The organism is Propionivibrio soli (assembly GCF_025770765.1).
Classification (GTDB): Bacteria; Pseudomonadota; Gammaproteobacteria; order Burkholderiales; family Rhodocyclaceae; genus Propionivibrio; species Propionivibrio soli.
On record NZ_JANZKY010000011.1, the window covers coordinates 39,146 to 60,599 of the forward strand.

Here is a 21,454-nt window from a genome sequence, read left to right on the forward strand (position 1 = left end):
GCGTAAGAATGGATAACGAGAATCGATTGCCGCGGATTCTGATTGTCGACGAATCGCGCATGGTTCGCGCGATGATCGGCCGGCACATACGGGACTATTACGACTTCCGCGAGGAGGCGGACGGGGAAGCGGCGTGGCAGGTCCTGGTCCTCGATCATTCGATCGACCTCGTCATCTGTTCGCTATCTCTCCCGATTCTCGATGGTAACGGACTGCTGATGCGTGTGCGTTCGTCGCGCTTGGCGCGCTTGGCGCAGATGCCGATGCTGATGATTTCCGGCGATAACGAGGAGGCCTTGGAGCGGGCTAAATCGCACGGAGCTTCGGATTTCGTCAGCCGTACCGCTACGGCGGCGGAGTTGCTGGCGCGCGTCGAGTCGCTTCTTAAACTGGCGCAAGCGCAGAACCAGCTCAAGGAGAATCTTGAACAGAATGTCCAGAATCCGGAAACCGGCCTGTTTACGCGCAAGTACATCGAGCTTCAGGCGGCTCAGGCCATGTCGCACGCGGCGCGCCACGGGAGCGAGGTGAGCGCGATCGTCATGGGGTTCGACAACGTCGGTGCATTACGCGAAGAGCATGGTGCCGAGGTCATCCAGACGTTGCAGAAACGTTTCATCTCGATCCTGCAGGGGAAAATTCGCAAGGAGGACAGTCTCGGACACTACGCGGGCAGTCAACTCGTGGCTATTTCGCCTGGAACGCCTTATCCGGCCTGCGAGTCGTTTGGTAACCGCCTGCGTGAAGCGATCCAGAAGGCAAACATCGCCGTACACGGCCAGCGATTGAACTTATCGGTCAGTATCGGTGTCAGTAACAGCCCGACCGACACCGTGACGTCGGCGGGGGCCTTGATCGAATTGGCCGGGGCGCGCCTCAAGGAGGCTCAGCAAGCAGGCGGTAATCGGGTGATTGCCTGTTCGCGAGCACCGGTTGCGGTCTCGGCGGCGCCGACGATTGAGTGTGCGCTGGCCTTGATTCAGGCAGGTAGTGAAGGCGAAGTGATACCGCATCTGCGCGTTTTGGCGCGCCAGTTGTTGCCGTTGCTCCGGCTGATGGAGCGGGATTTGGAGTTGGGCCTGCCGATCGCAGGCATCGAACAGCGCTTGCTTGACCTCGACTCGGCGCAGGACGCAAAAGACGCCGGGCACAAATAGCTTAAGTCGTACATCGTATCGTTAGTGCAGGGTTGCCGTATGGCTGCAGAGGGTTCCCATGACGACGATCAAGGAGTTTCACCAGCAATCCATCGAACACCCGAATGAATTCTGGGCTCGCCAAGCCGAACTAATCGACTGGCACGTTCCCTTCACGCAAGCGCTCGACTTTTCGAGGCCACCTTTTGCCAAATGGTTTGTCGGTGGGCAAACCAATCTCTGCTACAACGCTATTGACCGCCACGCGGCGAAACGGCCCGACGCGCGGGCGTTGGTCTTCGTGTCGACCGAAACCGACACTGAGCGCGTTTTCTCGTTTGCCGAACTCAAGACCGAAGTCGTTCGGGTCGCCGCGATCATGCAGCGGCTTGGCGTAGGCAAGGGCGACCGCGTCCTGATCTACATGCCGATGATTCCCGAGGCGCTGTTCGCGATGCTTGCCTGCACCCGGATCGGGGCGATCCACTCCGTGGTTTTCGGCGGATTCGCCTCTGGTTCGCTGGCGACTCGCATCGACGACGCGGCCCCGAAACTGATTGTTTCCGCCGATGCCGGCCTGCGCGGCGGCAAAGTCATTCCCTACAAGCATCTGCTCGATGACGCTATCGCGCAGGCGAACCACAAGCCCGAGCGCGTCCTGATGGTCGATCGAGGACTCGATGAAGGCTTTGCCCGGGTCGAAGGGCGCGACGTCGATTTCGCCACGCTGCGCGAAGCGTGCCTTGATGCTGATGTGCCGGTGACCTGGCTCGAATCATCGGAACCGTCCTATATCCTCTATACGTCGGGAACGACCGGCAAGCCCAAGGGCATTCAACGCGACACCGGTGGCTATGCAGTGGCACTCGCGGCATCGATGAAACACATCTACTGCGGGGCCGAGGGCGAAACGATGTTCACTACCTCGGATATCGGATGGGTAGTCGGTCATTCCTACATCGTATATGGCCCGTTGCTGGCCGGAATGTGCACGATCATGTACGAGGGCACGCCCCTGCGTCCCGATCCCGGCGTCTGGTGGAGCATCGTCGAGAAGTATCGAGTGAACGTCATGTTCTCGGCGCCGACAGCCGCTCGCGTACTGAAGAAGCACGACACGTCCTATATGCACCGGCACGACCTGTCGAGCCTGAAGCATCTTTTCCTGGCTGGCGAGCCCCTCGACCAGCCGACGCACGAGTGGCTGATGGGCGAATTGAAGCTGCCCGTGATCGACAACTACTGGCAGACCGAGACCGGTTGGCCGATCTTATCGGCGATGCCCGGCGTGGAGAAAACCGAGATTAGGTATGGGACGCCGAGCTTCCCGGTTTATGGCTACAACGTGAAAATCTTTCGCGAGGACGGGACCGTCTGCGATCCAGACGAGAAGGGCGTTGTCGGTATCGTGCCGCCGCTTCCTCCGGGGTGCCTGTCGACAGTGTGGGGGGACGACAGCCGTTTTGTGTCCACGTACTTCTCGCTGTTCCGCGACCCGTTGGTGTACTCCTCCTTCGACTGGGGAATCCGCGACAAGGACGGCTACCATTACATCCTCGGCCGTACAGACGACGTGATCAACGTCGCAGGCCATCGCCTCGGAACGCGTGAGATCGAGGAAGCCATCCAGGGCCACCCGGCGATAGCCGAAGTCGCGGTGGTCGGTGTTGCCGATCCGGTCAAGGGCCAGATGCCGATGGCTTTTGCCGTAGTCAAAAACCCTGCCGTAATAGCTACGCCTGACGGACGCGCCGCTCTCGAAAAAGCCGTTCTCAAGCAAGTGGACGACAGTCTTGGGGCTTTGGCACGCCCAGGACGGGTCCACTTCCTCACCGTGCTGCCCAAAACGCGTTCGGGCAAACTCTTGCGGCGCTCGATTCAGGCTTTGGCTGAAGGGCGCGACCCAGGGGATCTGACGACGATCGAGGACCCGGCCGCGCTCGAACAATTGCGGAACGCGCTTGATCTGACGCCGGCCTGAGCCAGTCGCTGCGGGTAGGGCCAAAGTAAAAGGGGGCGCCGGTGTCGGCGCCCCCTGGTCGAGCCCTTGTGGTCGGCCGGGCGCGGGACTTTTCCGACATTTCCCCCGCGTTTAGCTTCGGGAGGGTTTGTCCCTGCATGCTCCTATGTTTGCCTTTGCATTTATCAAGGCGCAAACATACAAACACATTGATTCGCAAGCCATTACTGCGCTAGAATAATAAGCTTTTCCACCTTGCTCCACCGTTCGCATGGCGGGGGGCTTTATCCATGAGGAGTGTTCATGCGTCATTACGAAATCGTTTTCATCGTCCATCCGGACCAGAGCGAACAGGTCCCGGCGATGGTCGAGCGTTACAAAACGCTCGTCACCTCGCACGGTGGCTTTATTCACCGCCTCGAAGATTGGGGTCGCCGCCAATTGGCCTACCCGATCCAGAAACTGCACAAGGCGCATTACGTGCTCATGAACATCGAGTGTGACGGCGAAGTGCTTGCCGAACTCGAACACGGGTTCAAGTTCAACGATGCCGTCCTGCGCCACCTCACTATCAAGATGAAGAAGGCCGTGACCACTCCCTCGCCGATGATGAAGGAAGAAAAATCCAAGTCGATGATGGAAACCAAGGGTGAGGCTCCGGCCGAAGCCGCGGCCCCTGCCGAACAACCGTCGGCCTGATTGACGAGGCTCAGCTGAATCGCGTCGAGTTAGCGGGAACACTGATCGAGCGCAGGGCACTACGTTACACCCCGGCGAGAGTACCGGTCCTGGAATGCGTGATCGGTCACCAGTCAGAGCAACTCGAAGCCGGCCATCCCCGGCGCGTTGAATGCGAAATTCGCGCGATTGCGCTAGGAGAGACGGCCAAGTGGCTTGAGGCGGCTACGCCAGGAGTTGAAGTCCGGGTGACGGGCTTCCTGGCAGCAAGAAGTCGAGAGAGCAAACAGCTGAGATTGCACATACTTACGATCGAATTTGTAGAAGGAAACCAAAATGGCTAGGTTCTTCAAGAAGAAGGATGACAAGAACGTCAAGAAGCGCGGCGGTGGCATGTTCAAGCGTCGCAAGTTCTGCCGCTTCACGCTCGAGAAGATGGACGGCATCGACTATAAGGACGTCGATCTGTTCAAGGAATACATCGCCGAGAATGCCAAAATCATGCCGGCGCGCCTGACCGGCACGAAGGCCGGATACCAGCGTCTGTTGTCGGTCGCCATCAAGCGCGCGCGCTTCCTGGCGTTGCTGCCCTACACCGACAACCACCAATAATCGAGGAGATGACGATGCAAATTATTCTGATGGAAAAGGTCGTCAACCTCGGCAACCTGGGCGATCTCGTCAAGGTCAAGGATGGTTATGCGCGCAACTTCCTGATCCCGCAAGGCAAGGCAAAGCGGGCGACGCCGACTGCGATGAAGGAGTTCGAAGCCAAGCGCGCCGAGCTGGAAAAAGCCGCTTCGGAGAAGCTTGCCGCTGCGCAGGCGTTTGCTGACAAGCTCGAAGGCGTCGAGGTAACGATTGCCCGCAAGGCAGGGGTTGACGGACGGTTGTTCGGCTCTGTGACGAACTACGACGTCGCCGACGGTCTGAAGGCACTGGGCTTCGAGGTCGAGAAGGCGAACATCCGCATGCCGGCTGGTCCGCTGAAGACCGTGGGTGAATCGACGCTGGAAATTGCCTTGCACACGGACGTGTTGGCTACCGTTAAGGTCGCCATCGTCGCCGAGCAGTAAGCTAGCTCCAGACACCCGTCAGCCCGAACGTTGGGCCGAGAAAAATACGAAAAAGGCTTCGCGCATCGCGAAGCCTTTTTTTCTTGCGAAGCGATCACAGTGGGTCGCGGCAGGTGTACTGCTTCCCATGGCTAGAAGCAATCGAATCAACCCGCCTCAGAACCTCATCTCGTGTTGGTCCAAAGGCCTAAAGCTTCCTAATCTCCCCGATCACGGCTTTCAGTACAGCGTGGTCTACGGGGTGCCTGATCACGCAGGCCGGGCCTAACAATAATCCTCGTCCGCCGGTGGCCGTCATGGCGTCGGCTATGTCGGCGCGGGTCATATTCATGTCGCCGTCCGTCAATGCCATGCGCCGGAGTCCGCCGACAACCGGTTTGCGGCCGGATGTCGCGGCATAGTCGGCAAGTAGGGGAGGCGTTTCGCCGATGTGCCAGTTCAATGCGGTGACCGGGTAATTCTTCAGCACGTCGAACATCACGTCGTCGCCGTGCATGTGGATGACGTTGAACCAGCCGCCCGAGGCGGCGTCCAGAACTTCAAGATCGTACGGTTTGCCGAACTCGAGGTAGGTCTCCGTACTCACGCACTTCGTGCTCGACTCCTGGGTGGCGAAGAAGACCCCGGCGCAACCCACGTTCAAGGCTTCTCGGATGAAAGCCGCCATCGTGGCTGATATGACAGCGAGCGCTGCCCTAACAAGCGCTGGATGCGTTTGCAGGTGCGAGCGATAGGCGGTGCCGGCGAGTTTTTGCGCGATGGTGAGCGGTGAAAACACTGTGGCGAGTACCGGAACGTCGGGACCGAGTTCCGTGCATACCTTGGCGATCTGTTTCAGCTCGCGCCCAAAGGCCCCCTGTCTGGCATCGAGCCGACGGATGGCCGACCAATCTTCGGGCGCGTTCACCGCGGCCTTCACCACTTTGGCGACGCCGCCCTTTGCTACCTCGCTGAAGTCCGATACGGCGCCCCAGTCCTCGGTACAGAACTGGCCGTTTGGCATCGTCTTCACGAAGTCGAGATCGAGCTCGCGCGCAAAGGCGATCGTCTCCCGCGCAAGGGCGTCCGGGTCGAGGTCGATGCCCGGGAAGTGCGTCCAGAAGGCGTACGGCGGGCGATCGACAGCCTCGCCGTTCAATGCCGCCTGCACGCGGTCAAGCTTGTTCAAAAGTCTCTCCCATCACGCAATTGGTTTGTTCGACATTCCGCATTGGCTGCGGTTGGCCAGTGCTCCCGGCACAAAGGCCGGGAGCACCGGAAACCGTGAAAATCCCGCTTACCAGGGGCTCTTGGCGTATTCGGCACGGTAGAAGGCGTCCTGACGCGCGAGTTCCTTCGCCAATTCTTCCGGCCCCATGTACTGGAGCGGCAGGTGCAGTTCCTGTGCGTGCTTGCGGAACTCAGGATCTTCGAACGACTTCTTCATTGCGTCGGCGAGGAACTTGACGTGTTTCGCATCGACTCCCTTCGGAGCTGCCAGTCCGCGCATCGAAACCTGCGTGTAGTCGAAACCCGATTCCTTGTATGTCGGCGCGTTCGGATACAGATCGACGCGCTTTTCCGAGCCGACGGCGATGACGCGAATCGTCTTCGCTTCCACTTGCGGGTAGATCTCCGAGGCGTTCGAGATCATGATGTCGATGTGTCCGCCCATCAGCGCTGTGAGCTGCGGGCCGGTTCCTTCGAACGGTACCTTGCGGAACTTGATGTCCAGCTTCTGTTCCAGGTTGCGCAACGCCAGCGCTTCCGATGTTCCCGGGCCGCCGTAAGCGAGCTTGACCTTGTTGGGGTTGGCCTTGGCGTAGTCTACGAAGTCCTTGAAGGTCTTGAACGGGCTGTCAACATTGACCGCGAAAACGCCCGGGTCGCTCACGAAGTTAGCGATTGGCACGAAATCGTCGAGTTTGTATTTGACCTTGTCGGCGAGCTGGATGGGGTTGAGCACGATCGTCGGCGCGTTAATGAAGCCCAGCGTATATCCGTCTTTCGGCGCGCCGGCGATCGCGGTGAAACCGATGGCGCCGCCTGCGCCGGGTTTGTTATCGACCACGAACCCTTTGCCGACATACTTCTCCGCGGTGCGGAAAATCGAGCGAGCGATGATGTCGGTACCGCCACCGGCCGGGAAGGCGACGATCGCCACGATGGGTTTTTGCGGATAGGGCTCATCCGCCGCTTTCGCGTTGAATCCGGCCGTCAGCAGGAAAGCCGGAAGAAGGGCCGCCAGGAGTTTGTGTTTCATTTTCGTGCCTCGCTTTGTTGATTGATCAGGGGTTCCTACGTTGAATTTGCCGCTCGTTGCTTGTTGATCGTCCACCTTCTTTACGCTTCCTCGTCGGCTGCAAGGGCGCCGCGCTTGTTCTTGATTGTCGTGTAAAGACCCGCCGCGAGGATGATTCCGCATAACGTGAGCAGTGTCCCGGAGATGGGGCGTTCGAACAGGTACAAGAGGCCGTTATCGGACAGCGTGAGCGTTTGTACAAGGGTGAACTCAATATTCTTGCCGAGTACGAACGAAAGGATGAGTGCCGCCGTGGGCAGCTTCCATTTCTTCATCATGTAGCCGATAGCCCCAAAGCCGATCGTCATGCCGACGTCCCACAAGCTGCGATTGACGCTGTATACGCCTACCATGCAGACAAGCAGGATCAGGGGGAACAACAGTTCATACGGGACGAGTGCGATCTTTGCCCAGTACTTGGCCAGGGGCAGGTTCATGATGAGAAGGATCAGGTTGCCGATGAACATGCTGGCAACGACCGCCCAGATGAAGTCCGGATTCTTGATATACAAGAGCGGTCCGGGCGTCAGCCCGTGCATGATGAAAGCCCCGAGGAGAACGGCAATGGTCGGTGACGTCGGGATTCCCAGCGTAAACAGCGGGATCAGGGCGGCGCCCGCGTAGCTGTTGTTCGCGGTTTCAGGCCCCGCGACGCCTTCGATGGCGCCCTCGCCGAAGCGCGACGGATCTTTCGCCATCTTGCGTTCGAGCGAATACGACATCAAGGATGCAATCGAAGCGCTCGTGCCCGGAATGAGGCCGAGGAGTCCTCCAATGCCTGTTCCCCTGAGGATGGCGCTCAAGCAGGGCTTCCATTCGGCACGAGGAGGAATGAGTCCGGCGATTTCCTCCGGCTTGTTCAGCGTCATGTCCTCCTCTGAATTCGTCAGGATTTCGGAGAGACCAAACAATCCGATGGCGAGAATCACGAAATCGATGCCTTCCAGCAACTCGATCTGCCCGAACAAGAAGCGGTCGACGCCTGTCCCGGGATCTTGTCCTACCAGCGCCAGGATCATGCCGATCAGGGCGGCGATCAGCCCCTTGATCACCGATTTGCCGATTAGGCCGACCAGCAACAACAGGCCGAAGATCATGATGCTGAAGAACTCAGGCGGCCCGAACTTCAGGGCGTATTTGGCGAGAACGGGTCCGAGGAAAGTCAAAAAGAAGACCGCGATGCACCCGCCGATGAATGAGCCGATGGCGGCGACCCCGAGCGCGTGACCCCCGCGCCCTTGTTTGGCCATCTTGTATCCGTCGATACAGGTGATGACAGAAGCTCCCTCACCGGGAACGTTGATCAGTACCGAGGTAATTGTCCCGCCGTACATCGCGCCGTAGAAAATCCCGGCGAGCATGATGACCGCCGTTGTCGGTGAGAGCGCGTAGGTGAGTGGGATGAGCATCGCCGTCCCGGCGACCGGACCGAGTCCCGGCAGTACGCCGACGATCTGCCCGACGAGAACGCCGATAAAGCAGAAGAGGAGGTTGGTGGGAGTGAGGGCGGCCTGGAAACCGTGCAACAAGGAAATTACGTTTTCCATTCTTATATCCTCAGAAGCCGAACATATTTACCGGGAGAGGCGACGCGAATCCCTCGGTGAAAAGAAGAAAGAGAAAAATCGAGGCGCCGGCCGAAATCGCCAGGCTTTTGTACCAAGGGTAGGCGCGCCGGAGAAACACGAAGAGAAACACCGTGCCACTCAGGTTAAACCCGATAAGCGGGAGCAGCGCGACAAAGAGGGCCATATTTCCGAGAATCAAGCCCATTTCCATGCGGGCTTTCTTTTCCGGCCATTTCTCAGCTGAGTCCTTGCCTTTGAGAACTGAATACAGATAAGCAAAACCAAGAATGATCAGTATGCCTGAAAGCCAGACCGGCATCATTCCTGGGCCTGGTCCGAGTTCGCTCTCGTAAGGGTATTGCAGTGAATAGATAAAGAACACCAGGCCGACGACGAGAACGGAAATTGCCCCGCTCAGTCCAACGGTGTTTATCCCTGGCCGATTTTGCATACCGGTATCTCCCCCAAAAAACCGTAATTCAATTAACAACAGTCAACGATGACTGATTTCGTCAATCGTTTTTGTCAAGTGCAATTCAAACGAAAAAGCAATTTATGTGCCTCTGTTTAGGTCAATATTCTGTGAGCAGATCGATATGGAAATAGACTTTCTTAAAGTCTCGATCGGCCTTCTTGTTGGAATTTGATTCTCCTTTCCTGAGGATTCTCAATCGTCTGAAGAAAAAAGTTCTAAGGCTTTACACAAAGCTCACTTCTGTACATTTACAACACCAAGGCGTCGACGTGTTTCAATAATAGAGTTGGGCACCAGAATGGGGCTTTTCTGAAGGCACAGGCACCAAGAAAGCACCGCTGCATCTGAATTACCTGCTTGCTCATCGGCGTTGAAACGCTTTTTCATTCTCGCTTGGTTACTTAAGGTGCTAATTGCCCCGGTCAAGATAATCTAGTGGAAGTGATGTGGTATGTTTTATTTCCTCCATGGCGAAACTAGAGCTGACTTCGAATATTTCGATTTTTTTTGTCAGCCTTTTGTAGACCTCGTCGTATGCCGCAATGTCGGGAACCACAACACGTAGTAGATAGTCGATATTTCCGCTCATGCGATAGAAATCGACGACTTCTGGGATCTCGCGGACCGTAGCGCTTAATCTCTCGAACCATTCTTGATTGTGCTGATTCGTACGCAGAACCACGAATACGGTCACGCCTACATTCAATTTCTCCGGATCGAGAAGAACGACCTTGCGCTGAATGTATCCTGCGTCCTGCAAACGCTGGATACGCCGCCAACAGGGGGTGGTAGACAAGTTGACGCGTTCCGATATTTCGTTGATCGGCAGATCGGCGTTTTCCTGCAACAAGGCGAGAATCTCTTTATCGATTCGATCCATATCGGCCTCAGGCTATTCTCTCTGTTATCCAGGGCTATTTAGGTGGGACCGTTCCGTTCAGCATTGCTTCTTGATCATGATCTGGAGGATTTGTCGGTCGGTGTGCACCATGCTTTCGCGTGCCAGCGAGCAGAGATTGTCGATGGAAGCGTCGAGGCTGGCGTCGACAATACCTTCATTTCCGGTGACGCGAGAATTGTCCAGAGCCATCAGTACAGCCTTATAGGCCGCCGTGGCAGAAGTCGATACCTTCATCGCGCAACTATTGGACGCTCCGTCGCAGATCATGCCGGCCACGTCGCCAATCATGCTGCAGATCGCCATCCTGACGGTGTTGTAGTCCCCTTGCATCAGCCAGGCCATACCCGCCGCGGCGCCCATTGCGGCCGTGGTAACCGCGCATAGCGCAGAAAGCTTGGGCAGTTTGCTGTGGATATATACCGCCATCAAATTCGAAAGCATCAGGGCACGGGCGAGTTTTTCATCATCCGCTCCGATATGTTCGGCAACGACGAGGACGGGCATCGTGGCCGCGATTCCCTGGTTCCCCGAGCCGGAATTACTCATTGCCGGCAAGGTTGCGCCTCCCATGCGGGCGTCGGATGCGGCTGAAGAGCGCATGACGACGCGGGTTTGCAGGTCGTCGGAAAGCAGTCCCCGTTCGATCTGACGTTGCAGGGTCGCGCCGATATGAAGACCGTAGTCGCCGCGTAATCCCTCGGTGGATAGCGACGCATTGATTCTTGCGGCATCAAGAATGAAAGCGATGTCGGCGAACGGCGCGGTAGTCGAAAACTCGTAAACCGAGCGGGCGGTCGCGCCCTCCAACGAGTAGTGCGACGTTGCTGCGGCTGTTCCCACGGGAGCTTTGAAGAGGATTGCTCCGTTCTTCTCGATCAGGACGACGTGAGTATGCTCGTCCGCAATGCAGACTCTGACCCAATCATCACCTCGAATCACCCGGGCTTCGGCGTAGAGGACCGGTACGTCATCAGCGATACCAATGTTGACCTTGCCCTCGTTAAGCATCTTCTTGCCGGCCGCGACGACTTCCGGTGTCAGCCCCTTGAGAACCTCAAGCCCACCGTCGGGATCGCCACCCAGGGCGCCGACAGCCGCCGCAATCGAGAGGCCGACCATCCCGGTGCCCGGGACGGTAACCCCGATCCCGTTCTTCATCAGATTGGCCGAGACCTTTCCTTCGATCCGTTCGGGCACGGCGCTCAGGTGTCTTGTAGCAATTGCGGACGCAAGGGCGAGCGAGATGGGCTCTGTGCAGCCCAGCGCCGGAACCACTTCGTGCTTGATCGCCTTCAAAAATTCCGATGCCAGTTGCTCGCTAACAGCCAATTGGGTAAGTCCTTCCACTGGTTTCTCCGATACAGCCCGCTGAAGCGTTGCCGTGGCACATTGAAAGCTCATTCGTTCCTCGTCCGGTTTCCTGCGGGTCCCGTGGTCGTCTTGTTTGCTTAGGGGCTCTGTTTAGGAAAAATATAGCATCGAGAGCGCTTATAAAAGCAAACAATTTCCAGTAAATGTACAAATAACGAATATATTTTTCTTTTGCTCGGTTTCGTAGTTGGCGTTTTCGATAATTCGGCGTGCTCACAATAAATTTGGAAATAATTTCTCGTTTTTCAGGGAACAAGAGCATGGGATGATCTGAGAAACGCGGTTGGCGCAGGCGGATTCCTGAGTCTTTCGCCCAGAAGTAGGTGATACGTAGCCTTCTAGCGCCGAGCTGGATGAGAGAAGAGCGCAGTTGACATGGGCAAAGCGCTTACTCGGTTTCGGTTGACCTTGGCGTTCAAATGACTGAGCTGCCCAGCCCCCTTGTCGGTACTTTCTCTGCGCACGGAGGCTGCCTCGCGGTACACTCACTCCCCTTGCCTCACGCACCGAGTATCTGGAACACCCTTATGGCCAAGCCGTTCAACACAACGAACTCGAAATATCCGCAAACCCCGCCGCTCGACGCAGCCGTGGCGCAACTCCGTGTGCCGCCGCACTCGATCGAAGCAGAGCAGTCGGTTCTTGGAGGGCTCCTGCTCGACAATGCGGCGTTCGACAAGATCGCCGATCTGGTGGGTGAAAACGACTTTTATCGCGACGAGCACAAACGCATCTATCGGCACATCCGCAAGCTACTCGAGCAGACCAAGCCCGCGGACGCCGTCACCGTTGCTGAGAGTCTCGATTTGGCGGGCGAGGGGAGCGAAACGGGCGGTCTTGCCTATCTTGGCGAACTCGCGGCGAATACCCCGTCTGCCGCGAATATCCGCCGCTACGCGGAAATCGTTCGGGAACGCGCCATTCTTCGCCAACTGGTTACGGCTGGCGACGAGATCGCGGGCAGCGCCTTCAACCCGTTGGGCCGCGATCCCAAGCAATTGCTCGACGAAGCGGAGGCCAAAGTCTTCGCCATCGCCGAAAGCGGCTTCCGCCATCAGACCGGATTCCAGCACATCAACCCCTTGCTGACTCAGGTCGTCGAACGTATTCAAGAGCTCCATGATCGCGATAATCCGTCCGACATTACTGGGGTGCCGACCGGCTATCACGACCTCGACGGCAAAACCTCAGGTTTGCAGCCGGGGGATTTGCTCATCGTCGCGGGCCGTCCTTCGATGGGCAAGACCTCGTTCGCCCTCAACATGGGAGAACACGTGGCGATCGAGATCGGGCTCCCGGTGGCGGTGTTCTCGATGGAAATGGGCGGGACGCAGCTGGCGATGCGGATGCTCTCCTCGGTCGGCAAGCTTGACGCTCACCGCGTGCGCACTGGCCGGCTGAACGACGACGAATGGTCGCGTCTTTCGTTTGCTCTGGGCAAGATGCACGAGGCGCCGCTGTACATCGACGAGACGCCGGCGCTCAACCCGATTGACTTGCGCGCTCGGGCACGCCGTCTGCATCGGCAGTGCGGCAAACTGGGCCTGATCATCATCGACTACCTGCAGCTGATGTCGTCGGCCAACGGTTCCGGCGAAAACCGGGCAACGGAGATTTCGGAAATCTCACGCTCGCTGAAGGGGTTGGCGAAGGAACTCAGCGTTCCCGTCATTGCCTTGTCGCAGCTCAACCGTTCGCTGGAGCAGCGTCCAAACAAGCGCCCGGTCATGTCCGATTTGCGCGAATCCGGCGCTATCGAGCAGGACGCGGACGTCATCATGTTTATCTACCGCGACGAGGTTTACAACCCCGATACGCCGGACAAGGGAACGGCGGAAATCATCATCGGCAAGCAACGTAACGGTCCGATCGGAACCGTCCGCCTGACCTTCATCGGCGAATACACCCGCTTCGAAAACTTCGCTAGCCCGGGGGCGTACTAGGGAAAGCTGTTCGTTACCCGTAGACCCGGGACGCGGTGACCTCGTACGTGAAATGGTCGCTGTCCTGGCTGTTGAAGCGGCCTTGTTCCGTCTCGACCTCAGGGTAAATAAGGAAAGGTAGCGTCTCTTTTGATGACCCGCGAAGGTCCACGTCCTGAGCGGCATTGAAGCCGACCCAGTTCATTTCCCAGAAGCCGAACAGGAGTTTCTTCAGCACGTTGAGCTTCGGGTCGCCGTGCCCCAAGTTTTCTTCGCGGACCGCCTTGCGAACATCGGCCGGGTTCACTGGAATCCATCCGTAGCCCGGAGTGTAGAACTCGGCGCGGCACTGTTGCGCAGTGCTCAGGTTGCCCGTCGCGCCCAGGCTCCCGAACAGTCGTGAGCCGTCCATGCGCAAGCCGAAGACGGGCCGTGCCGGGATGCCGATCGATCGGCACAGGCCGACGAAGAGCAGGGCGATATCTGCGCTGCGTCCCGCCAGATCGCCACGTTCGAGCATCGCGCCGACGCTGGTATTACCGACGAAGCGCAGGTTCGGGTCATACGCGGTGTTTTCTACCACCCATTCGTAGATTGCCTTGCCCTGGGCGAGCGGGTCTTTGACGCGGCCGATGGCCCGCTCGGCTGTTTTGCGCACGATGCCGTCGACCGGCACGAGCGCGGTGGATTGCAGGCAGCGGCGCAGGACTTCAGTACGCTCGGCAATGGCGCCGCGGCGCGTGATATCGAAATGGCGGTCCTGGGTGGCTACCTGGCTGACGACCTGCAATTGCGGTTTTTCGACGCCGTCGGGCCAGTCGGCAAAGAAAACTTCCATTTCTGCCACCGGGTCGCGGTAAATGCCGGCGCTTTCGAAGTTCCCTTGCCAGTTATGGCCGAGCGAGCGTTCCCAGGGGGTGTCCTTGTATTGCACGAGCGGCAGCCAAAGCCGGGCTTTACCTTTCGTCGGCCGCAGCGTAATCGTCGACCGGATATCGTAGGTGCGCCATTGCGGCAGCGGCTCATCCGGAAGGCTGATCGCGTTGCGCGCCTCGCCTTGCGGCATTGCTTCATCGTCCGCCGCCTCGGTGGCCGACGCTGCCGCGGGTTGTTTTTTCGCGGGTTTGGCGGGGGTCTTGCTCGTGCGCGCGGGCCGTTTGGCTGGCGCGGGTTTTTTGGCCGGCGCGTTCTTCGCTGCGTGCGCCGTAGAGGCGCCCAGAAGAGAAAGAACGGCCGTGGCCGTGAGGAAGTCTCGTCGCTTCAATCGACTCTCCGGACAACAAAGGAATGGGGCGCGCACGGCGCAGCCCGTTCGATTGGCAAAAACGATTGAGCCGTGTCTTCAACACGGCTCAGGGCGCTAGATCATAGCACTTCGGCGGCGTAATCCGCGAGGCGGGAACGCTCTCCCCGTTGCAACGTGACGTGCCCGGAATGGCTCCATCCCTTGAACCGGTCGACGACATACGTCAGGCCCGAACTACCTTCCGTCAGATAGGGCGTGTCGATCTGCGCAATGTTTCCCATGCACACCACTTTTGTCCCGGGGCCGGCACGTGTCGTCAGCGTCTTCATCTGTTTCGGCGTCAGATTCTGCGCCTCGTCGATGATCAGGAACTTGTTCAGGAAGGTACGGCCGCGCATGAAGTTCAGCGACTTGATCTTGATCCGGTTGCGGATCAGGTCGTGGGTCGCGGCTCGACCCCAATCGCCCGCATCGTCGTCGGTTTTGTTCAGCACTTCGAGGTTGTCCTCGAGCGCGCCCATCCAGGGGCCCATTTTTTCTTCTTCAGAACCTGGCAAAAATCCGATGTCCTCACCAACCGGCACGGTGACCCGAGTCATGATGATCTCGGAGTAAAGCTTGCTTTCGAGTACCTGCGTCAGCCCGGCCGCCAGGGTCAACAAGGTCTTGCCGGTACCTGCCTGCCCGAGGAGGCTGACGAAGTCGATTTCAGGGTCCATCAGCAGGTTGAGCGCGAAATTCTGTTCTCGGTTGCGCGCAGTGATGCCCCAGACGCTGTTCTTCGGATGCGTGTAGTCGACAAGTGTCTCGAATTCGGCCGTCTTGCCGGAGATGTTGCGCACGATTGCCTGTAGCGGAGGTTCGCTTTCCTGATAGATGAACTCGTTGACCAGGAGCTTTGAACACAACGGTCCCGTGACCCGGTACAGCGTGCGCGCCTCGCGCTTCCACGATTCCATCCCTTCACCGTGTTTGTTCCAGAAGTCGCGCGGGAGTTCGCGCATCCCGCTGTATAGCAGGTCGGTGTCCTCGATCACCTTGTCGTTGAAGTAATCCTGTGCCTCCAGGCCGAGGGCGCGGGCCTTGATGCGCATGTTGATGTCTTTCGACACCAGGATCACGACGCGCTCGGGCATCAGCCGTTGCAGATGAATCACGACGGCGAGGATCTGGTTGTCGGCCTTGGCGGTCGGCAACCCGCGCGGCAGGTCGTTCGAAATCGCTTCGGTTTGCAGCAAGAGACGACCGCTCGCCAGCCGGTGCGAGGGACCGAAAAGCTCGATGCCGTTTTCGATGGGGCCGGCATGGCTGGAGACGATCTCGTCGAGAAGCCGTGTCACCTGACGTGCATTGCGGGAGACTTCGGAAAGCCCCTTCTTGTTATTGTCGAGTTCTTCGAGCGTCATGATCGGGAGGAATACGTCGTGTTCCTCGAAGCGATAGACGCTGGTCGGGTCGTGCAACAGAACGTTGGTGTCGAGTACGAAGAGTTTTCGGGGGGCGTTGCTGGTAGGAGTCCGGCGTTTCTTGGTGGAGCCTGACTTATGGACCATGTACGGGAGTTCTCCGGTTTGGTTTGTTGTTGGGTGAGGGCGGACGGTCAAAGCATCTTGATGTACTCAAGTACCTCCTGCGCATGCCCGGGAGCCTTCACGCCGCGCCATTCGCGCCGCAATACCCCCTTGCCGTCAATGACGAAGGTGCTGCGTTCGATGCCACGTACCGGCTTTCCGTAGAGTTTTTTCTCCTTAATCACTTCAAATTGCGCGCACAAGGCTTCGTCGGCATCCGAAAGGAGCTCGAACGGAAGTTCCTGCTTGAGCTTGAAGTTTTCATGCGAGCGCAGGCTGTCGCGCGAGACGCCAGCGATGACGCAGCCTGCCTTGACGAACTCGGCATGGAGGTCTCGGAACTGTTGTGCCTCGGTGGTACAACCCGGCGTACTGTCCTTCGGATAGAAGTAAAGAACGGTGGTTTTCCCTCGCTGGTCGGAGAGTTTGAAGGGTTTGCCGCCGGTGGCGGGAGCTTCGAAGTCGCTTACGATGCGGTCGGTCATGCGGTTGCGGCCTTTCCTCGTTGTTGCACGTCGGTTCGATTGTTGATAGAAACCGGGCCAGGGTCAAGTAAGGCGTTCTTGCTGAAAACGGCGCGCGGAAGGCGGTTGCGGATTCTCGGATGTGGAAAAGCGCAAAGGCCGGTGAACCGGCCTTTGAATGGCGGCGAGGGAACAATCAGAGCCTGAAGCGCGTGACGCTACTCTTCAGCGCGCTGGAGAGGCCCACGAGTTGTCCCGGCGACGGCAACGATGGCCGCCGAATCGTTTTGATCGTAATTCAACCGTGCTGATCGACCCTGATCCCCACAAAGGATCGGATCGTCGTTGCATGTTTCTGTTGGCGGACCGCTAGCTATTTCGTCGCTTTTTTTCTCCGTTGTTGCGCTTGGCCTCGCATTTTGGGGATGCACTTTCGGCCCGAATCCGTTAACCTTGGAAGGTTTGCCCGAACCCTGCTTATTCTGGAGAATGCCATGCCGGTCATTGAGGTCCGCCACCCGCTCGTAAAACACAAAATCGGGCTCCTGCGGGAGGTCGACATCAGTACCAAAAAGTTCCGGGAGCTGACTGCCGAACTCGCGCGTTTGTTGACTTATGAGGCCTGTCGGGATTTCGAACTCGAGCACTGCACGATCCAGGGCTGGGCGGGGCCGGTCGAAATCGACCAGATCAAGGGCAAGAAGGTTTCGGTGGTTCCTATCCTGCGCGCCGGACTCGGCATGCTTGACGGCGTGCTGGACCTCATTCCGAGCGCGAAGGTGAGCGTGGTCGGCATCGCGCGCAACCATGCGACGCTGATGCCCGAACCCTACTTCGAGCGCTTCGTCGGCAAGCTCGATGAGCGTATGGCGCTGATCATCGACCCGATGCTCGCCACCGGCGGTTCCCTGATCGCCACCATCGACATGTTGAAACGCAACGGCTGCAAGCAGGTGCGGGCATTGGTGCTCGTTGCCGCGCCCGAAGGCATCAAGGCGCTCGAAAACGCCCATCCCGACGTCGACATCTACACAGCCGCGATCGACAGCCACCTCAATGAAGTCGGCTACATCATCCCCGGCCTCGGCGATGCGGGCGACAAGATTTTTGGAACCAAATAACCACAACGCTCAGGGAATCCGATGACTACAACAACCCATGACCCCGTTTGGCGTACTGCCCTATCGGGGGCGCAAATCCTGTTCGTCGCTTTTGGCGCGACGGTGCTGGTGCCGCTGCTCACCGGCCTCAATCCAAGTCTTGCGTTGCTCGGCGCTGGTATCGGCACGCTGGTTTTCCAGCTGTGCACGCGCCGTGAAGTCCCGATCTATCTCGGGTCCAGCTTCGCTTTCATTGCACCCGTCATCTATTCCGTCAAAACGTGGGGCATGCCGGCAACCTTCGGCGCCTTGGCCGCCGCGAGCTTTTTCTATTACGTCGCCGCCGGCCTGGTCAAGTGGCGCGGCGTCGGTTTCATTCATCGGCTTCTGCCGCCAGTGGTGATCGGGCCAGTGGTCATGGTCATCGGTCTCGGCTTGGCCCAAGTCGCCGTCAACATGTCGATCGGTAAAGCCGGTGACCAACAGATCGTGCCTTACGGCACGGCGCTTTCGGTGGCAGCAATCTCGCTGCTGGCGACCATGCTGACGGCGATCCGTGCGCGCCGTCTGCTCAAGCTGGTGCCCATCCTGGTCGGTGTAGCGGTCGGTTACGTGGTCTCGATTCCGCTCGGCCTGGTCGATTTTTCCAAGGTGCTCAACGCGCCGTGGCTGGCGGTGCCGGCCTTCGGGTCGCCAGAATTCAACATGTCGGCGATCATGTACATGATCCCGGTGGCGATTGCGCCGATCGTCGAGCACGTCGGCGGCATCCTGGCCATCGGCTCGGTGACCGGCAAAGACTTCACGGAGGAGCCGGGCTTGCATCGCACGCTGCTGGGAGACGGTCTGGCGGTGAATATCGCCGGCCTGTTCGGCGGCCCTCCGGTGACCACCTACGGCGAGGTTACCGGCGCGGTGATGCTGACCAAGAATTACAACCCGGTCGTGATGACCTGGGCAGCCTGTTTCGCGATCCTGATGGCGTTCGTCGGCAAATTCGGCGCATTCCTGCAGACGATCCCGATGCCAGTCATGGGCGGCATCATGATGCTGCTCTTCGGTTCCATCGCGGGTATCGGCTTGAAGACGATCATGGATGGCCGGGTCGACCTCTCCAGCGCTCGCAACCTGTGCATCGTTTCCGTGACGCTCGTCACAGGCATCGGCGGTCTCGGCGTAACAATCGGTAGCTTTTCTCTGCAAGGCATCAGCCTGTGTGGCGTTCTCGCCGTTCTGTTGAACCTGTTGCTGCCGCGCGAAGCGGTGGCACAGCAGGGGTGATTCTTTTATCAACATTGACTGGGATGAAAAAATGAAAAAACGCATATCGCTCCTCCTGATGGCGCTCGCCGCCTCCGCGATGTTCCTTGGCTGCAGTAAAAAAGAAGAAGCGCCGGCTCCGGCCGCCGCCCCCGCGCCGGCACCTGCCGCTGCGGCGGCCGCTCCGATCGTTATCGGCCTCGACGACAATTTCCCGCCGATGGGTTTCCGTGACGAGAAGAACGAACTCGTCGGCTTCGACATCGATCTGGCGAAGGAAGCCGGCAAGCGCCTCGGTCGTGAAGTGACGTTCAAGCCGATCGACTGGAACGCTAAGGAAGCGGAACTGAACGGCAAGCGCATCGACGTGCTGTGGAATGGCCTCACCATCACCGAAGAGCGCAAGGCCAACATTTTGTTCACCACGCCTTACCTCGCCAACCGCCAGATCGTCGTGGTGACCGACAAGTCGCCGATCAAGACCAAGGCCGATCTTAAGGACAAGATCGTCGGCGTGCAGGACGGCAGCAGCGCCGTCGACGCGGTTCAGAAGGACGCCGATGCCGCCAAGTCGATCAAGGAATTGAAGAAGTTTTCGGACAACGTGACCGCGTTGATGGACCTTTCCGCAGGCCGTCTCGACGCGCTCGTCGTCGACGAAGTGGTTGGCCGCTATTACACCTCGAAGAAGCCGGGTGAGTACCGTGTGCTCGAGGATAATTTCGGAACCGAGGACTACGGCGTCGGCACGCGCAAGGACGACACCGACTTGATGAGCAAGATCCAGAAGGCGCTTGACGATATGAAGGCCGACGGCACGGCGGCGAACATCTCGACCAAGTGGTTCGGCAGCGACATCGTCAAGAAGTAATTAATCAGCAGGAGACACGGGTCGGCCGCCGGCAATCGGCGGCCGATTCTTTAGCTCTCCGCATCCGGCCATCCGGTAGACTGACGGCTTGCGCCGTTCGGTCTTCCTGGTGGCCGGATTTACTTATTCAGGGCTGCGAATTATTCCAATGAACTACGTGTTCGATATTCTCCCGCCGTTGTTGCATGGGACCGGGGTGACCCTGCAGGTTTTCTGCATCACGCTCGTGCTTTCCGTTCCGCTCGGCTTGGCGCTGGCGTTGCTGCGCATCTCGCGGTTCCGGCTCGTCAGCAATCTGGTCAACGGCTACATCTGGCTGATGCGTGGCACGCCGTTGATGTTGCAGATGCTTTTCATCTACTTCGCGTTGCCGTTCGTGCCGGTGGTCGGTATCCGACTGCCCGATTTCCCGTCGGCCATCGTTGCCTTCGTGCTCAATTACGCCGCGTATTTCGCCGAGATCTTCCGCGCCGGCATCCAGTCGATCGACCGGGGACAGTACGAAGGCGCGCGCGTGCTTGGTCTCACCTACGCCCAAACCATGCGGCGCATCGTGCTGCCGCAGGTCGTCAAGCGCATCCTGCCGCCGATCAGCAACGAGACGATCACACTGGTAAAGGATACCTCGCTGATTTACGTGCTGGCCATGAATGATCTTCTGCGCGCGGCACGCGGGATCGTGCAGCGCGACTTTACGACGACGCCGTTCGTCGTTGCCGCCACGTTCTACCTGATCATGACGCTGGTACTGACCTATGGCTTCCAGCGGCTCGAGAAGAAATATGCCGTCTATGATGAATGAAGCAATGATCCGTGCCGTTGACGTGCACAAGCATTTCGGCCCGGTCGAAGTCCTCAAGGGAGTGTCACTCGACGTCGGCAAAGGCGAGGTGATCGCCGTCATCGGGCCTTCAGGGTCCGGCAAGAGCACCTTCCTGCGCTGTCTCATTCACCTCGAGACTGTGCACCGGGGAACCATCGAGATCGAAGGCGAAAAGCTTGTGTCGACCGACGCCGGCGGGCATTGCCACTATGTTGCGGAACCCGATATCCGGCGCATCTGCGGCAAGATGGGCATGGTGTTCCAGCACTTCAACCTGTTTCCGCATCTCACTGTGCTGCAGAACGTCATCGAGGCGCCGATCACGGTCAAGGGCGTGCGCCGCGACGAGATCGTGCCGAAAGCCGAGGCATTGCTGCGCAAGGTCGGCCTCTTCGAGAAGCGCGACGCGTACCCGTCGCGCCTGTCCGGTGGGCAGAAGCAGCGCGTGGCAATCGCACGAGCATTGGCCATGGAGCCCGACATCATGCTCTTCGACGAGCCGACTTCGGCGCTCGATCCCGAATTGACCGGCGAAGTGCTGCGCACAATGCGCGAGCTCGCCGAGGAACACATGACGATGGTCGTCGTCACCCACGAGATGGCTTTCGCGCGCGAGGTGGCGAGCCGGGTTGTTTTCATGGATGAAGGCAACATCGTCGAAGCGCGACCCGCACGGGAACTGTTCGCGTCTCCGCAGCATCCACGTACCCGAGCGTTCCTTGAGAACATGTTGTGATGAGGTCGCCCTTGG

General features: G+C 58.7%; 21 protein-coding genes. 12 read left to right on the plus strand and 9 right to left on the minus strand.

Annotated features, from left to right (window positions below):
• Positions 1 to 8 precede the first annotated feature (8 nt).
• From NZ453_RS13775 to rplI, 6 genes are all read left to right on the plus strand, one after another.
• Complete coding sequence (locus NZ453_RS13775; protein WP_263771233.1) at positions 9 to 1,157, plus strand: diguanylate cyclase; 1,149 nt, start codon at positions 9 to 11, stop codon at positions 1,155 to 1,157.
• A gap of 58 nt (positions 1,158 to 1,215) precedes the next feature.
• Positions 1,216 to 3,117, plus strand: a complete 1,902-nt coding sequence (locus NZ453_RS13780) for a propionate--CoA ligase (protein ID WP_263771234.1) — start codon at positions 1,216 to 1,218, stop codon at positions 3,115 to 3,117.
• Between the two features lie 282 nt (positions 3,118 to 3,399).
• Positions 3,400 to 3,795 carry a 30S ribosomal protein S6 gene (gene rpsF, locus NZ453_RS13785; RefSeq protein ID WP_263771235.1) on the plus strand — a complete coding sequence of 132 codons (396 nt, stop codon included), beginning with the start codon at positions 3,400 to 3,402 and terminating at the stop codon, positions 3,793 to 3,795.
• Positions 3,796 to 3,809: 14 nt separating this feature from the next.
• Positions 3,810 to 4,118, plus strand: a complete 309-nt coding sequence (priB, locus tag NZ453_RS13790) for a primosomal replication protein N (protein ID WP_263771383.1) — start codon at positions 3,810 to 3,812, stop codon at positions 4,116 to 4,118.
• Positions 4,111 to 4,386, plus strand: a complete 276-nt coding sequence (rpsR, locus tag NZ453_RS13795; RefSeq protein WP_338051167.1) for a 30S ribosomal protein S18 — start codon at positions 4,111 to 4,113, stop codon at positions 4,384 to 4,386. The genes priB and rpsR overlap by 8 nt, the downstream gene beginning before the upstream one ends.
• 14 nt (positions 4,387 to 4,400) lie before the next feature.
• Positions 4,401 to 4,850: a 50S ribosomal protein L9 gene (gene rplI, locus NZ453_RS13800; protein WP_263771236.1), complete on the plus strand. Its 450-nt coding sequence runs from the start codon at positions 4,401 to 4,403 to the stop codon at positions 4,848 to 4,850.
• A gap of 187 nt (positions 4,851 to 5,037) precedes the next feature.
• On the opposite strand, the gene NZ453_RS13805 is transcribed toward rplI, so the two are convergent.
• The 6 genes from NZ453_RS13805 to NZ453_RS13830 all read right to left on the minus strand — a co-directional run bounded on the left by NZ453_RS13805 (position 5,038) and on the right by NZ453_RS13830 (position 11,422).
• A complete protein-coding gene (locus tag NZ453_RS13805; protein WP_263771238.1) occupies positions 5,038 to 6,018 on the minus strand; it encodes a uroporphyrinogen decarboxylase family protein in 981 nt (326 codons plus the stop codon).
• Between the two features lie 108 nt (positions 6,019 to 6,126).
• On the minus strand, positions 6,127 to 7,092 hold the full coding sequence (locus tag NZ453_RS13810; protein WP_263771239.1) for a tripartite tricarboxylate transporter substrate binding protein: 966 nt from the start codon (positions 7,090 to 7,092) through the stop codon (positions 6,127 to 6,129).
• Between the two features lie 80 nt (positions 7,093 to 7,172).
• Positions 7,173 to 8,678, minus strand: coding sequence for a tripartite tricarboxylate transporter permease (locus NZ453_RS13815; protein ID WP_263771241.1), 1,506 nt, complete (start codon positions 8,676 to 8,678; stop codon positions 7,173 to 7,175).
• Between the two features lie 10 nt (positions 8,679 to 8,688).
• Complete coding sequence (locus tag NZ453_RS13820) at positions 8,689 to 9,150, minus strand: tripartite tricarboxylate transporter TctB family protein (protein WP_263771242.1); 462 nt, start codon at positions 9,148 to 9,150, stop codon at positions 8,689 to 8,691.
• A 433-nt stretch (positions 9,151 to 9,583) separates the two neighbouring features.
• A complete protein-coding gene (locus NZ453_RS13825; protein ID WP_263771243.1) occupies positions 9,584 to 10,054 on the minus strand; it encodes an Lrp/AsnC family transcriptional regulator in 471 nt (156 codons plus the stop codon).
• A gap of 57 nt (positions 10,055 to 10,111) precedes the next feature.
• Positions 10,112 to 11,422, minus strand: coding sequence for an L-cysteine desulfidase family protein (locus NZ453_RS13830; RefSeq protein ID WP_338051168.1), 1,311 nt, complete (start codon positions 11,420 to 11,422; stop codon positions 10,112 to 10,114).
• A gap of 551 nt (positions 11,423 to 11,973) precedes the next feature.
• Between NZ453_RS13830 and dnaB the strand changes: the two genes are divergently transcribed.
• Positions 11,974 to 13,389 carry a replicative DNA helicase gene (dnaB, locus tag NZ453_RS13835; protein ID WP_263771245.1) on the plus strand — a complete coding sequence of 472 codons (1,416 nt, stop codon included), beginning with the start codon at positions 11,974 to 11,976 and terminating at the stop codon, positions 13,387 to 13,389.
• Positions 13,390 to 13,402: 13 nt separating this feature from the next.
• On the opposite strand, the gene NZ453_RS13840 is transcribed toward dnaB, so the two are convergent.
• From NZ453_RS13840 to NZ453_RS13850, 3 genes are all read right to left on the minus strand, one after another.
• Entirely contained in the window at positions 13,403 to 14,632 is a 1,230-nt protein-coding gene (locus NZ453_RS13840) for a transglutaminase-like domain-containing protein (protein WP_263771246.1), read from the minus strand.
• Positions 14,633 to 14,733: 101 nt separating this feature from the next.
• Complete coding sequence (locus NZ453_RS13845; protein ID WP_263771247.1) at positions 14,734 to 16,167, minus strand: PhoH family protein; 1,434 nt, start codon at positions 16,165 to 16,167, stop codon at positions 14,734 to 14,736.
• A 47-nt stretch (positions 16,168 to 16,214) separates the two neighbouring features.
• Positions 16,215 to 16,670, minus strand: a complete 456-nt coding sequence (locus tag NZ453_RS13850; protein WP_263771248.1) for a peroxiredoxin — start codon at positions 16,668 to 16,670, stop codon at positions 16,215 to 16,217.
• A 473-nt stretch (positions 16,671 to 17,143) separates the two neighbouring features.
• Here NZ453_RS13850 and upp point away from each other — a divergent pair, with 473 nt between their 5' ends.
• From upp to NZ453_RS13875, 5 genes are all read left to right on the plus strand, one after another.
• Positions 17,144 to 17,770, plus strand: a complete 627-nt coding sequence (gene upp / locus NZ453_RS13855) for a uracil phosphoribosyltransferase (RefSeq protein ID WP_263771249.1) — start codon at positions 17,144 to 17,146, stop codon at positions 17,768 to 17,770.
• A gap of 21 nt (positions 17,771 to 17,791) precedes the next feature.
• A complete protein-coding gene (locus NZ453_RS13860; protein ID WP_263771250.1) occupies positions 17,792 to 19,030 on the plus strand; it encodes a uracil-xanthine permease family protein in 1,239 nt (412 codons plus the stop codon).
• A gap of 31 nt (positions 19,031 to 19,061) precedes the next feature.
• On the plus strand, positions 19,062 to 19,880 hold the full coding sequence (locus tag NZ453_RS13865; RefSeq protein WP_263771252.1) for an amino acid ABC transporter substrate-binding protein: 819 nt from the start codon (positions 19,062 to 19,064) through the stop codon (positions 19,878 to 19,880).
• Positions 19,881 to 20,028: 148 nt separating this feature from the next.
• Positions 20,029 to 20,682 carry an amino acid ABC transporter permease gene (locus NZ453_RS13870; RefSeq protein ID WP_263771253.1) on the plus strand — a complete coding sequence of 218 codons (654 nt, stop codon included), beginning with the start codon at positions 20,029 to 20,031 and terminating at the stop codon, positions 20,680 to 20,682.
• Entirely contained in the window at positions 20,672 to 21,439 is a 768-nt protein-coding gene (locus NZ453_RS13875; RefSeq protein ID WP_476747162.1) for an amino acid ABC transporter ATP-binding protein, read from the plus strand. The genes NZ453_RS13870 and NZ453_RS13875 overlap by 11 nt, the downstream gene beginning before the upstream one ends.
• The last annotated feature ends 15 nt before the right edge of the window (positions 21,440 to 21,454 follow it).